The sequence below is a fragment of the Allobosea sp. 05T422_2 genome (assembly GCF_056396265.1).
In genome coordinates this window covers 1-13385 of sequence record NZ_JBFTLD010000181.1, presented here as the reverse complement: position 1 = coordinate 13385, position 13385 = coordinate 1, and the positions used below count along the sequence as shown (strand labels likewise).

Genomic DNA, 13385 nt, shown 5'->3' with positions numbered 1-13385 from the left:
GCCGAGGGCACGCCGACGATGGGGATATCGTGATCCGGCCCCGGCCGCCAGGCGAGTGAGAAGCGGTGGTTATGGCCGTGCAGGACGAGGTCGGCCCCCTTGCGTCTCAGCATCGACTCGAAAGCATCAGCATCGARCAATTCGCGGGTGCGCCGCGCGCCGCCGAGATAGGGCGGATGATGGATGAGCACGACGCGGATCAACCCGGCCGCCTTGGCCCGGTCGAGGAGAATCTCCGCCTTGGCGATCTGCTCGCGCCCGACGCGGCCCGTCGCCATCAGAGGCAATGTCGGAATGCCGGTGTTCAACCCGATGAGCGCGACCGGCCCGCGCTCGCGATACCAGGGATACCCGATCGTGCCATCATCGCTGCTGGACCATGGGCCCAGCAGGGTCGCGAGTGGCTTTAGCGAGGAACGGGCATAGGCATCGTGATTGCCCGGCACGAAGCTGACATCGGTGCGCGCACCCAGCGTGTCGAGAAAGGTGACCGCGGTCTTGAATTCGTTGGGAAGGCCGATATGGGCGACATCGCCGGTGCAGGCGACATGATCCGGCGCCTGCGCGCGGATATCCGCGACGATCAGCGCCAGGATTTCCATGTCATGGGCGTGCCGGCGCTTGCGGCGCCAGTTGACATAGCCGGTCGCGCGCTTGCCGAGCAGCTGATGCAGTGAAAACTCGGCAAGCGGGCCGAGATGCGGGTCGGACAGGTGCGCGATCTTGAACACGCCCTGCGCTTGCCCTCAGAGCATGGCAGCCGTCAAGCGCATCCGCGCGTCGGCTCGCCTCAATCCGTTCCCGAACGCGATCAGGTTCGAGCCCAAGGACTCAGTTGAACGAGTCGGTGAGTTCCGAAACGATGCGCGGGTCGGTGAGGGTGAGGGCGGGCTTCCAGACGAAAGCGCGCTTGGCCCGGAGGCGAGCGGTGATGAAAGCGAGAAGCATTGTGGTAACCCCAGCGGTGATGGCGGTGGTTTCTACCTGCTTTGCGGCGCGTTTGTGACGTAACGGCAGTACAAACGGTGGTCTGTTATGCGTTATTTGCATAGGCAAATACGCGGCAGATGAGAGGAGCGCGAGGCGTGTCGCATGGGCCCGACCCCAAAACTGGCGGCGGAACAGGGCATGCCCGCGAGCCGCGCCCCATCTCGAGGCCCGTTCGCCGGCTGCTGCATCTGTATTTCTGGCTGACACGCGGCATGACGCTGGGCGTGCGCGCGGCAGTGCTCAGGGATGAGCGCGAGGTCCTGCTGGTGCGCCATACCTACACGCCGGGGTGGCATCTGCCGGGCGGCGGGGTGGAGACCGGCGAGACTTTGCGAGACGCGCTCGACAAGGAACTGCGTGAAGAGACGCTCGTCAGGCTGACCGGGCCGCCGCAACTTCATGGCGTCTTCTTCAACCGAACGGTGTCGCGCCGCGATCATGTCGCGATCTTCGTGGTACGGGAGTTTGTTGTGGACGGTATCAGGCAACCGGATCGCGAAATTGCCGAGGCCCGTTTCTTTCCGCTCGACGCGTTGCCGGACACCACCACAGCGGGAACCCGCCGCAGGCTCGACGAGATATTCGGCAGGCGTCAGCTTACTGCCGATTGGTGAGATCGGTTTCTGCGGGAGAGTGTGCGTGCTTAGGCTCGCCTCTCGCCAACCATGATCTCAACGCAAACAGTCCACGGCGTCGCCGATCCTCTCATCCGCCAGCGCTTCGCCCTGCCATCAGCGCTCGCGAAGCGAGACACGAAACAGCTCGTCATTTCCAACATGGACGCCCGCCCGTGCCTCTGCTACAGGCGATTCATGGCTGACCGGCAAGACCTCTCCATCCTGCGACGACCGGCGCGCTGAGCGCGCCCTTCCGCTCGGCTGCTTCACGGCGCCTGAGCTTCTTGCCCCGCTGCCCGTTCGCAGGTTTGCCGACGCCATGACTTCGCTTCCCCTGACCATTCGCCACGAACTCCCCGCCGATCATGCTGCCATCGAGCGCCTGCACGAGCGCGCCTTCGGTCCCGGCCGTTTTGCCCGCACGGCATTTCGCCTGCGCGAGGGCGTGCCGCAGGACCCGGCGCTATCCTTCGCCTCGCATGTCGGAACCTTCCTGGTCGGTTCGGTGCGGGTGACCCGCGTCTCGGCGGGTGGGCAGCCGGCGCTGATGCTGGGGCCGCTTACCGTGGATCCTGCCTTCGAGGGACGCGGTATCGGCGCTGCCCTGATGAACGCTTCGATCGAAGCCTCGCGGGCGGCCGGACACGACCTCATCATGCTGGTGGGGGATGCACCCTATTATGCCCGCTTCGGTTTCAAGCCGATCCCCCCGGGCCAGCTGACCTTGCCGGGACCGGCCAATCCCGCCCGCTTCCTCGCTCTCGAACTGGTCGAGGGCGTGCTGGCCAGGCGCAGCGGGGCGGTCATGGCGTTGCGTCCGGGCTCCGCCTGAAGCGCCGGCCGGTCTCGCCGAGCCAGCCGGCCACCAGAGCGCCAAACAGCAGCGCGAGGCCGATCAGCCCGATGAACACAGGCGAAATCGAAACGCCGCGCACGATGCCGGAATCGCTGATGCGCAGGCCGATCCAGTCCGCACCAGCGAACTGACTGCCCGAACGGACCGGAACGATGCGCGGCACGGACACGCTCGAKCCGCTGTCCTGGCCGATCCGGCGGGAGGAGCCGCCCGTCGCCTCGGCAAGCTGCTGAAGCTTCGCCGGGTCGCTGACGACCTCCATGAGTTCGCGCGGGTTCTCCGGGCCGACACTGGCAAAGGCCGTCAGATTATCCCCTGAGATGCGGTGCAGGCCGAATTCGGTGGTCGGGACGCGGGCGCTGAAGATGCCGGGCCGTCCGGCTTCCAGCTGAACCGTGCGCGACGTGCCATTGGGGTCGGTGACGACAATCGGGGAGGGGGCGTCGCCGAGCGTCTGGCGCTCGATCTCGATGGTGCGGCCGCGGGCGGTTGCGCGKAGCGCCTCTTCCTCGAGTTCGGGTTCCTTCATCAGCCAGTGGCCGAGGCGGCGCAGCAGGTCGAGATGCGGGCCGCCATCGCGGAAGCCTCGAGCCCAGAGCCAGGCATGATCGGAGAGGAAAAGCGCAACGCGCCCCTTCTGCTCACGGCTGAGCATGAGCAACGGTCTGTCACCCGGCCCGGTCATGATGGTCGAGCCTGTGCGGGCGCGGGCGCCGACCATGCGCAGCCACTCGCCCCAGCGCGGCGGCTCGACCTCCGAACCGGGGAGGTCGCGGGTGACCGGGTGGCGGCGGCCGGGTTCGCTGACGCGGGCGCGATAGGCCTCGTCGATGACGGTGCCATCGGGCAGGGCGGGCAGGATCTGTCCGAGYGGGGTCCGTGCCAGCGACTGCGAGCCGGAATACTCCGGACCGGCTGCGACCAGCAGGGCGCCACCCTCGCGCACATAGCGGACGATGTTGTCGAAGTAGAGCAGCGGCAGGATCGACTGGTTGGCGTAGCGGTCGAAGATGATCAGGTCGAATTCCTTGATCTTGACCTGGAACAGCTCGCGCGTTGGAAAGGCGATCAGCGAAAGCTCGTTGATCGGCGTGCCGTCCTGCTTCTCCGGCGGGCGTAGGATCGTGAAATGGACGAGGTCGACATTGGCGTCGGCCTTGAGCAGGTTGCGCCAGGTCCGTTCGCCGGGATGCGGCTCTCCGGAGACCAGCAGCACGCGCAGCTTGTCGCGCACGCCCTCGATCGTGATGACGGCGCGATTATTGGCAAGCGTGAGCTCGTTATCGAGCGGCGCCGCCTCGATCTCGACGACATTGGGCCCGCCGCGGTCGATCCGAACCGGCACCTGCACGATCTGACCCGAGGTGACCTCGCGGCGAGCGACGATCTCGCCGTCGCGGCGGATCGTCAGCCCGGCGCGGCCGGGGCCGCCCTTGTCGACGACGCGCAGGCGAATGACCTGATCCTTGCCGACGATGCCGAAGCGCGGCGCATCGACAAGTACGATCCGGCGGTCGATCTCGGCGTTTCGGCCGGTCGTGAGAATGTGCAGCGGTGCCTTGAGACCCAGGGCCTCGGCATTGGGAGGAGCGTCATGAGCGAGGCCGTCGGTGATGACGATGGCGCCGGCGACGCRCTCCGATGGGACATCCGCGATGCTTGCGGCCAACGCCTCGAAGAGACGGGTCCCGTCTCCCGAGCCCTGCATGTCGGTGACGTCGACGATGCGTGGCTCGACGCCCGGAACGCCGCGCAATTGCCGTTCGACATCGGCCAGGGTGGCTTCGGTCTGCGCGGTCCGGTCGGCGAGGCGGTTCGAGCCGGAGCGATCGACCACCACCGAGACGACGTCCTTGACCGGTTCTCTGTCCTCGAAGACGAGTGACGGGTCGGCCAGCGTGAGCGTCAGCACGATCAGCGCGAGCGCGCGCAGGATGGCGCTGCGGCCGGCGAGGACGAGCGCGGCGCCGGCAGCGAGAGCAGCCAGCAACGCGAGCCCGATCAGCAGTGGCAGAGGCACGAGCGGGGCGAAGGAGAGGCTCCACATGGTCTATTGCCCCAGACGCTCGAGCAGGGCCGGCACATGGACCTGGTCGGCCTTGTAGTTGCCGGTGAGCGCGTACATCACGAGATTGACGCCGGCGCGGAGCGCCATTTCGCGCTGGCGGGGATCGGAGCCGGACACCGGTACCAGCCCTTCGCCGCGGCGATTTACGGCCCAGGCTGAGGCAAGATCGTTCGAGGTGATGACGATCGGCGAGACGCTGTCGCCGGCCCGCGCCGGCCGACGCCCGTCTTCGCCGGCGGGCGGCAGGATCTCGACCCAKGTCGTGCCGGTGTCATAGCGACCGACGAAACCGTCGAGGATGTAGAAGGTCTTGGTCAGCACGTGGTCGCGCGGGATCGGTTCGAGCTCGGGAATGTCCAGCGTCTGCAGCATCCGCTTGAGCTGATCGCCCTCGGGCGTGCTGCCCCCATCCGGGCGGGCGCTCATGGCATCGCGCGTATCGAAGATCACGAGCCCGCCGCCCTTCATATAGGCTTCGAGCTTGCGCAGGGTTTCGGGCGCCGGAATCGGGCGCCCGGCGACCACCGGCCAGTAGAGGATCGGGAAGAAGGCGAGCTCGTCGCGGGCTGGGTCGAGGCCGACCGCTTCGCCGGGTTCGAGTGCCGTGCGTGCGCCGAGCACGATATTGAGGCCTGCAAGCCCCGCCTTCGACATGTCATCGACCGCCTTGTCGCCGGTCAGGACATAGGCGAGGCGGGTGACCGCACCTGCGGCGAAAAGTTCGCGCGGGATCGGCGGGCGGGTGTCCTCCGGTGCCGCCGGGACAGGTTGGGCCAGGGCCGGCGCGGCCGAAAGGGCGGCGGCCAGCGCCAGCCCAAGCAGGAGCGCGGCGGCAGCAGCCTTGCCAGCGCGCGTCACGCGCAGTCGACCGCCGAGCCAGAGCGTCGCCAGCGTGTCGAGGATCAGCAGCAGCAGCGCGATGACCAGGAGCTGGGGCCGAATGTCCTGCGCGACCGGCTTGTCGATCGGCAGGATCGGCGCGCCGAGCGAGGCCAGATCGAGCGCGTGCAGCGTGTCGGCGGGAGCCAAGGCATTGACCGCGAGCGAACCGTCGGCCGGGCCGTAGATGCCGGGGGGGTGGGCCAGGGTGGCACGTCCGGTGAAGGTCCGCGGTACCGGTTGAGCCGTAGCCGGTGGTGCGCGGAAGGAGCCCTTGCCGTCCAGCACGCGGGTCGGCGAGAGCGTCTCGACCTTGGCATCCTCGGCCTGGGCCTCGGCCGGGCCCGTTCCGGCCAGCGCCACCACCTTGCGCAGCATCTCGACGAAGAGGCCCGACAGCGGCAGGTTCGACCAGGTGGTGTCGGCGGTGACATGCATCATGGCGATCACGCCATCGCCGCGGCGTTCGCCGGTGACCACAGGCGTGCCGTCTTCGAGCGCAGCCCAGGTCTTGCGTGCAAGATCCGCATCGGGCTCGGCCAGAATCTGGCGATTGACGCGGACGTCGTCGCTGATCTGCGTGCCGAAGAACGGACTCTCGCGGGTGAAGGGGGCGAGCTTGCGCGGAGTGTCCCATGAGAGGCCGCCGCCGAGCGTGCGCCCTCCGCGGCGCAGCCGCACGGGTGTCAGCTCGTCGGAGGCGGTGGCGAGGCGCACGCCGGCAAAGCGCAAGAGAACACCGCCTCGCTCGACGAAACTGCTGATCTTCGTCGCCGTCTCCGGGTCGAGGGCGCCGATATCCGCGAGAACGAGGACCGAGAGGTTTTGCGCGAGCAACTCGCCGACGGGGTCGTTCGAGCCGGGGCGCGGTTCGCGGATCTCTGCGAAGGGCGAGAGGGCGCGCGAGACGTAATAGGTTGGAGACAGCAAGGGCTGCGCCGTATCGGTGGTCGTTCCGGACACGATACCGACGCGGCGCCGTTTGGCGCGGTCGTCGAGCAGCGCCACTGCACCCGCGCTTGGTTCGCCCACGACCTCAAGCCGCGAAACGGCATTGCGCACCTCGATCGGAAGGGTGAGCCGGGCCACCGTCTGCGTTTCCGTTGGGCCAAAGCCGAATGGAGCATCCCCCAGTGGCAGGCCCTTCAGATCGAGTGCGCGAACCTGGCCGCTCGCGGGGGCGCTGGTGGCTGGCCGAAGCACCTTGACCGTCAGCGCGCCGGAGAGGTTCTCTGCTGCCGTCAGCGCGAGCTGGTCGGCGGGGATGGCGTGGATGGAAAGCCGACGTGCATCGGCTTCCTGCTTCAGGCGCGCCAGGAAGGCGCCTTCGTCGGTCAGGCCGAGCCCGTCGGAGACCCAGACGATTTCGGCGTCAGGCGTGGCGCGGAGAAAGGCCTCGATCCGGGGCAATTGAGTGGTGCGGTCGGGCGCGTGCGGCTGCAAGGCCAACGCACGCAGCTTGTCGAGCGCCGCGCGCGGCTCCGACAGCGTGACCTCGCCCGGCGTTTCCGCGAGCCCGACGATCGCCACCGCACGTCCCTCGCGGCCTGCAGCATTGACCCGCGACTCCGCCAGCGCCACACGCTCGGGCCAGTCGGTCGCCGCGCCGAAGCCGTTGTCGATCAGGAGCAGCACGGGCCCGCGCGTGGGCGCCGTTGCGACCGGTGGGTTCCAGACCGGGCCGGCAACGGCGATGATGGCGAGTGCCGCAATGGCCATCCGCAATGCCAACAACCACCAAGGTGTATGCGCCGGCATTTCACGCTTGGCGATCAGGTCGGCCATGATCTTGAGCGGTGGGAAATCGATGCGGCGCGGGCGTGGCGGCGTTACCCGCAGGATCAGCCAAAGCGCTGGCAGCAGCGCAAGCGCGGTCAGCGCGAGCGGGGCGGAGAAGGCGATGGGCAGCTGCGTCAGCATCGTTGGCGCCCTCCTAGCGGCCCTGGCCGCCGCGCGACGCGGCGATCAGGCTCGCAATCCGGAGTACGCCTTCGCTGGCGGGCCGGTCGGTCCGATGCAGGGTCAGCGTCCAGCCCGCCTTGCGGCAAGCCTCCCGAATGATCTCGCGATGGGCTTCGAGGCGCCGGCGATATTCCTCTCCCCAGGCCCCGGCATCGCCGACGCGCAGAGTGAGGCCGTCTTCGAGGTCGAAGAGCTCGGCCTGGCCGCTGAAGGGGAACGTTTCTTCGATCGGATCGGCGATCAGCAGGATATGGCCGCGCGCGCCGCTGCTCGCCATGGTCRCGATGCGCTTGGCCAGRGACTGCGCCGGCGAAAGTCCGTCGGTGATGATGATGGCGTCGGCCCGGCGTGGAAGCGGCGCGTCCGGCGGCAAATCGGCGGTCTCGCCCTTGCGGTCGATCACGAGCGCTTGTGCCAAGGTCTCGACGATACGTCGCGAGGCGAGCGCCCGCGTCAGGCCGAGATGCCCGACCCGCTCGCCGCCTTCGACCAGGGTTTCGGCCAGGGCGAAGCCGGCCACAAGCGCGCGGTCGACCTTGGAGGCCATGGCGAGCGACGAGGAAAAGCCCATCGAGGCCGAGCGGTCGATCCAGAGCCAGATCGCATGCGAGGCCTCCCATTCGCGCTCGCGGACGAAGAGATGGCCGTCGCGCGCCGAGCGGCGCCAGTCGATGCGTGACGCGGCCTCACCGGTCACCAGAGGGCGGTACTGCCAGAATGTCTCGCCGGGGCCGGCGCGCCTGCGGCCGTGGATGCCATGCACGCTGGCCGAGACGCGCCGGGCCTCGAGGATCAGGCGCGGCAGGCGCGCCGCGAGATCGAGGGAAGCCTTCAGGACCGGCGGGGCCGGCTGGCGTTCGGATGGGCCGAGGACGCGCGTGCGCAGCATCACTGAAGTCCCTATCCCAATCGTTCCACGAGCCTCGCGATGACGCTCTCCACCGTCTCGCCATCGGCGCGTGCAGCGAAGGTGAGCGCAATACGGTGCTTGAGTACGGGGGTGGCGAGCGCGACGACGTCATCCACGGACGGTGCGAGCCGGCCTTCGACGAGCGCGCGGGCGCGGGCGGCAAGCGTCAGGGCCTGGCTGGCGCGCGGGCCGGGGCCCCAGGCAAGCTTGCTGGTCAGCGCCGGATCGCCATCGCCGGGGCGAGCCGAGCGCACCAGATCGAGAATCGCATCGACGACGTTCTCGCCAACCGGCAGGCGACGTACGAGGCGCTGTGTCGACATCAGCGTCTCTGCCGTCATTGCCTGGACCGGCTTGTGCTCGGTGGCACCGGTGGTCTCGAGCAAGATGCGCCGCTCGGCCTCGCGGTCGGGGTAGCCGACGTCGATCTCGAGCAGGAAGCGGTCGAGCTGGGCTTCCGGCAGCGGATAGGTGCCTTCCTGCTCGATCGGGTTCTGGGTTGCCAGCACGTGGAAGGGCGCAGGCAGGTCGTAGCGTTCACCGGCGACGGTGACGTGATGCTCCTGCATCGCCTGCAGCAGCGCCGACTGCGTACGCGGGCTGGCGCGGTTGATCTCGTCGGCCATCAGCAGCTGGGCAAAGACCGGCCCCTTGATGAAGCGGAAATGGCGCTTGCCGTCGACGCTCTCGTCGAGCACCTCGGAGCCGAGAATGTCGGAGGGCATCAGGTCCGGCGTGAATTGCACGCGTCTCGCGCTCAGGCCGAGGACCGTACCCATCGCCTCGACCAGCTTGGTCTTGGCAAGGCCGGGCACGCCGACGAGCAGACCGTGGCCACCGGCGAGCAAGGTGATCAGCGAAAGGTCGACCACCTCCTGCTGCCCGAAAATGACCTGGCCGATCTCGCGGCGGGCGGCGCCGATGGCGCCGAGCGCAGCTTCGGCCGCTTCGACGATCCCGGTATCGAGATTGACGGGCTGACCGGCCTCGCTCTTGCCATCCGTCGCACGGACTTGCGCCACCATGTCGATCTCCTTCGCCCTCGTCGTCGCGCCTTGCGCTGCTTCACGCCCCGCAAGCTTCCCGAACCGATGACTGTGGACGGGCTATCCAACCGGCTCAAGGGGCTACAGGCTCTGGTGCACAGAACTCGGCTTCACGATTATGTAGAGTTCAAGGCGAAACGGGTCATGCAACCAATATGCCGCGGGCGGCGATTTAAGGTAGTTCGATGAACCATTCAACGCAGGCGATGGAGCGATTGCTGGTCGCGCTGAAGGACAGTCGCACGCGAGCCTTGCCGCCCGTCGAACGCTGGAATCCACCCTATTGCGGCGATATCGACATGCGGATTGCGGGGGATGGCACGTGGTTTTATCTCGGAACTCCCATCGGCAGGCCGTCGCTGGTCAAGCTCTTCTCCTCCGTCCTGCGTCGCGACGGCCGCGATTATTTCCTGGTGACACCGGTCGAAAAGGTCGGGATCAAGGTCGACGACGCGCCGTTCCAGGCGGTCGAGATGACGGTCGAGGGGACAGGCGACGAGCGCGCCATCGCGTTCCGGACACTGGTTGACGATATCGTGAGCGTGGGCCCGGAGCATGCGATCCGCTTCGTCCGGGACACGCATGACGGGCTCAAGCCCTATGTCCATATTCGCCGGGATCTCTGGGCGAGGGTTACGCGGGCCCTGACCTATGACCTTCTGGCCCTTGGCGAGATCAGGCCGGTCGATGGCGTCGGCATGTTCGGGCTGGCCGTCGCCGGTGCATTCTATCCGGCCGTGCCATCCAGCGAAATCGAAGGACTCTGATGCAGGCTCTGAAGCTGACGGCGGCAGAGATCGTCGCCCTTGCCGGGGCGCGGCTGCGCCACGAACCGCCGGACCTCGGCGACCTGATCAGCAGGCCGCGCGGCGACCATGATCTCCAGCCGGAAGCGATCGAGCCGCCGGACGAGGCGGCCGCGATCCAGGCCGCGGTGCTGATCCCGATCGTGCTGCGCGAGGACGGGCCGACCGTATTGCTGACCCGGCGCGCAGCGGCGTTGCGCAGCCATTCCGCCCAGGTCGCCTTCCCCGGCGGACGCGTCGATGCCGTCGATGGCTCGCCGGTGGTCACGGCGCTGCGCGAGACGGAGGAGGAGATCGGTCTCGCCCGCGAACATGTGCGCGTCGTCGGCTTTCTCGACGCCTATCTCACCGGCACCGGCTACAGGGTCGTGCCTGTCGTGGGGCTGATCGCGCCGCCATTCGCGCTGACGATCAATCCGCACGAGGTCGACGAGGCCTTTGAGACGCCGCTCGCCTTCCTGATGGATCCCGCCAATCATCGCCGCGAAGGCCGGGAATGGAAGGGGCGCTATCGTACCTACTATGCGATGCCCTTCGGAGATCACTATATCTGGGGTGCAACCGCCGGCATGATCCGTAACCTTTACGAGCGACTCTCCGGCTAGTCTGATTGGATGGCGCGCCCATGCTGCGTTCGGTGACCGAAGAGGTTCTGCTCTTCGTCCTGCCCTTYTGTRTCTTCGCRRGCTATCTSATCGTCARGCGGCGSAACCCYTTCGACGTCGAACACTGGRACGGGCACGTGTTCTGGCTGTCGGTCGTGGGGCTCGTGATCTCGATCGGCTTCGTCGCCTATACCGGTTGGATCGCTCCGCGCAGCCAGGGCGCTTATGTGCCGCCTCATATGGAGAACGGGCAGCTCGTCCCTGGCCAGTTCAGATGAACGAAGCGCAGCGAGTTCGGGTCGAGCGCTTTCTTCAGCGGCCGGGGGTGACGGAGGTGCTGGCTGCGTTCAATGGCGGGGGCGAGGAAACGCGCGTCATTGGCGGGGCTGTCCGCGACCTGCTGCTCGGAGAGCCGGTCGGCGATGTCGATCTGGCGACGACGGCATTACCGGAGGAGACGATCCGGCGCGCAGCGGCGGCGGGTTTCAAATCGGTYCCCACGGGAATCGAGCATGGCACGGTGACCATCGTCGCCCATGGCGTTCCCTTCGAGACCACGACGCTGCGTCGCGATGTCGAGACCGATKGTCGCCGCGCGAAGGTGGTCTTTGGGCGCGATTTCGCAGAGGACGCGATCAGGCGGGATTTTACGGTCAACGCGCTTGGGCTCGGGCGCGACGGCACCGTTCACGACTATTGCGACGGACTTGTCGACCTTGCGGCGCGTCGTATCCGCTTCATCGGCGATGCGAACCTGCGCATCCGCGAGGACTATCTGCGCATCCTGCGCTTCTTCCGGTTTCACGCGCGCTATGGCGAAGGAGCACTGGACGCGACGGGACTGGCGGCCTGCGCGGCCGGCCGGGCCGGGCTCGACGGGCTTTCGCGTGAGCGGGTGCGCGCCGAGTTGCTGAAGCTGCTCGTTGCGCCGCGCGCGGCCGACGCATTGTCGGCGATGATGGGAGCGGGGCTTCTTGTACCGGTGATCGGCGGCGTGCCCCGGCTTTCGCGCTTCGCGGCGATTGCGGCAGGCGAGCCCGCGGGAACAGTCTATCCGGCTTTCCGGCTCGCAGCGCTGGCGGTTGGCGTGCGCGAGGATGCGCTGCGCCTGCGGGACGGGTTGCGGCTGTCGAACGAACAATTCGACAGGATCGAGCGTATCGCGCTCGCCCTTGAGGGGCTCTCGGGGCGTGCGACGGATTGTTCGATCGCCCTGCTGCGGCACCTGGCGCATCGCGTCGGCGCGGATGCGGTCGCCGGCAGCCTCGTTCTGCTCACGGCCAACGAGAGTTCTCCGGGGCGCTCCAAGGTGCAGGCTGCAATTGCCGAACTCGGGCAAACGCCGCCCTTCCTCCTCAGTGGTCGCGATGTGCTCAAACGCGGTGTCGCCGCCGGTCCGGATGTCGGGCGCGTGCTCGATCAGGCAAGGCGCGACTGGATCGAAGCGGGATGTCCCGGCGAGCGGACCCAGCAGTTTGCCTTTGTCGAAAGCGCAATCGCGCAACGCGAGCGCTGAGAGCGCTCAGGGCCAGCGTACGGTTGGCGGCAGCGAGGAGAGGATCGAGGCGACATTGCCGCCGGTCTTGAGGCCGAAGATCGTGCCCCGGTCATGGAGCAGGTTKAACTCGACATAGCGACCGCGCCTGACCTGCTGTTCGTAACGCTCGGCCTCGGTCCAGGGCGTGCCGATATTGGCGCGCATGATCCGCGGATAGATGTCGAGGAAGGCCTTGCCGACCGCCTGGGTGAAGGCGAGATCGGCCTCAGGCTCGCCGGACCAGACATAGTCGTAGAAGATGCCGCCGATGCCGCGTGGCTCACCGCGGTGCTTCAGGAAGAAATACTCGTCGCACCATTGCTTGAAGCGGGGATAGTCGGCGACTGGGGCGAAGCTTTCGCAGGGCGCGCGCATCGCGGCGTGGAAGGCGATGGCGTCGGCGTCCTCCTGCGTGCGCCGATTGTCCAGCACGGGGGTCAGATCGGCTCCGCCACCGAACCACGGTTTCGTCGTCACCACGAAGCGCGTGTTCATATGCACTGTCGGAGCATGCGGATTCCAGGGATGGGCGATCAGCGAGATGCCCGTGGCATGGAAGCGCGGATCCTCGGCCGCGCCCGGAATCTGACCTGCAAATTCGGGCTGAAAGGTGCCGTAGACGGTCGAGACGTGGACGCCGACCTTCTCGAAGACGCGGCCCTGCATCATCGACATGACGCCGCCACCGCCTTCGGCGCCATCGTGGTTGCGACGTTGCCAGGGCGTCCGCTCGAAGCGGCCCGGAGTCCTTGCCTCGGCTGGGAAGGGGCCGGTGACTTCATCCTCCAGCGCCTCGAAGGCCGAGCAAATCTGGTCGCGCAGGGCCTCGAACCAGGCTGTCGCGCGCGGCTTCATGGCCTCCGCGAGGGCGAGGGGAGATGTCGTGGAGGCAGGGTCAGTCGCTCGGGTGGTCATCGATCCGTTTCCGTTCCGCTCGCCGCGAGGGTCTTCATCCGCGGTGACGAGGAATTTCGCGCCTATCTCGGATAAGCGTCCAGCTGCCGCAAGGCCTCTCCCATAACCACGGCTGCGGCAATTGCGACATTGAGCGAACGCAAACCCGAGCGCATCGGCACATGGACGCTGCCGTCGACGGTTGAGTAGAGCTC

Annotated in this window: 12 protein-coding genes; 6 read left to right on the top strand and 6 right to left on the bottom strand. The window is 67.5% G+C overall.

Annotated elements, in window-relative coordinates; genetic code table 11:
• The coding region (locus AC1DJT_RS25080) for a metallophosphoesterase family protein (RefSeq protein WP_476835089.1) at window positions 1-731 on the bottom strand (731 nt) is incomplete at its 3' end.
• Between the two features lie 471 nt (window positions 732-1202).
• Between AC1DJT_RS25080 and AC1DJT_RS25075 the strand changes: the two genes are divergently transcribed.
• Both AC1DJT_RS25075 and AC1DJT_RS25070 read left to right on the top strand, forming a co-directional pair.
• The gene (locus AC1DJT_RS25075; RefSeq protein ID WP_441489531.1) at window positions 1203-1604 is read left to right on the top strand and encodes an NUDIX domain-containing protein; all 402 of its coding nucleotides are present in this window, start codon (window positions 1203-1205) and stop codon (window positions 1602-1604) included.
• A gap of 322 nt (window positions 1605-1926) precedes the next feature.
• Window positions 1927-2439, top strand: coding sequence for a GNAT family N-acetyltransferase (locus tag AC1DJT_RS25070; RefSeq protein WP_441489530.1), 513 nt, complete (start codon window positions 1927-1929; stop codon window positions 2437-2439).
• Here the strand turns inward: AC1DJT_RS25070 and AC1DJT_RS25065 are convergent.
• The 4 genes from AC1DJT_RS25065 to AC1DJT_RS25050 are packed head-to-tail and all read right to left on the bottom strand — an operon-like array spanning window position 2411 to window position 9307.
• Window positions 2411-4510: a hypothetical protein gene (locus AC1DJT_RS25065; protein ID WP_476835088.1), complete on the bottom strand. Its 2100-nt coding sequence runs from the start codon at window positions 4508-4510 to the stop codon at window positions 2411-2413. The two genes, AC1DJT_RS25070 and AC1DJT_RS25065, sit on opposite strands and share 29 nt — an antisense overlap.
• Window positions 4511-4513: 3 nt before the next feature.
• Window positions 4514-7330, bottom strand: coding sequence for a DUF4159 domain-containing protein (locus AC1DJT_RS25060; protein WP_441489528.1), 2817 nt, complete (start codon window positions 7328-7330; stop codon window positions 4514-4516).
• Window positions 7331-7343: 13 nt separating this feature from the next.
• Entirely contained in the window at window positions 7344-8261 is a 918-nt protein-coding gene (locus tag AC1DJT_RS25055; RefSeq protein ID WP_476835087.1) for a DUF58 domain-containing protein, read from the bottom strand.
• Window positions 8262-8272: 11 nt separating this feature from the next.
• Window positions 8273-9307, bottom strand: a complete 1035-nt coding sequence (locus AC1DJT_RS25050; protein WP_441489526.1) for an AAA family ATPase — start codon at window positions 9305-9307, stop codon at window positions 8273-8275.
• Window positions 9308-9513: 206 nt separating this feature from the next.
• Between AC1DJT_RS25050 and AC1DJT_RS25045 the strand changes: the two genes are divergently transcribed.
• The 4 genes from AC1DJT_RS25045 to AC1DJT_RS25030 are packed head-to-tail and all read left to right on the top strand — an operon-like array spanning window position 9514 to window position 12255.
• Window positions 9514-10095, top strand: a complete 582-nt coding sequence (locus AC1DJT_RS25045; protein WP_441489525.1) for a DUF1285 domain-containing protein — start codon at window positions 9514-9516, stop codon at window positions 10093-10095.
• The gene (locus AC1DJT_RS25040) at window positions 10095-10739 is read left to right on the top strand and encodes a CoA pyrophosphatase (RefSeq protein WP_441505169.1); all 645 of its coding nucleotides are present in this window, start codon (window positions 10095-10097) and stop codon (window positions 10737-10739) included. The genes AC1DJT_RS25045 and AC1DJT_RS25040 overlap by 1 nt, the downstream gene beginning before the upstream one ends.
• 20 nt (window positions 10740-10759) lie before the next feature.
• Window positions 10760-11017, top strand: coding sequence for a DUF6111 family protein (locus tag AC1DJT_RS25035; protein WP_476835086.1), 258 nt, complete (start codon window positions 10760-10762; stop codon window positions 11015-11017).
• A complete protein-coding gene (locus tag AC1DJT_RS25030) occupies window positions 11014-12255 on the top strand; it encodes a CCA tRNA nucleotidyltransferase (RefSeq protein WP_476835085.1) in 1242 nt (413 codons plus the stop codon). Before AC1DJT_RS25035 ends, AC1DJT_RS25030 begins: the two co-directional genes overlap by 4 nt.
• A 6-nt stretch (window positions 12256-12261) precedes the next feature.
• Here AC1DJT_RS25030 and hemF read toward each other — a convergent pair whose 3' ends face one another.
• The gene (gene hemF / locus AC1DJT_RS25025; RefSeq protein WP_476835084.1) at window positions 12262-13191 is read right to left on the bottom strand and encodes an oxygen-dependent coproporphyrinogen oxidase; all 930 of its coding nucleotides are present in this window, start codon (window positions 13189-13191) and stop codon (window positions 12262-12264) included.
• Between the last annotated feature and the right edge of the window lie 194 nt (window positions 13192-13385).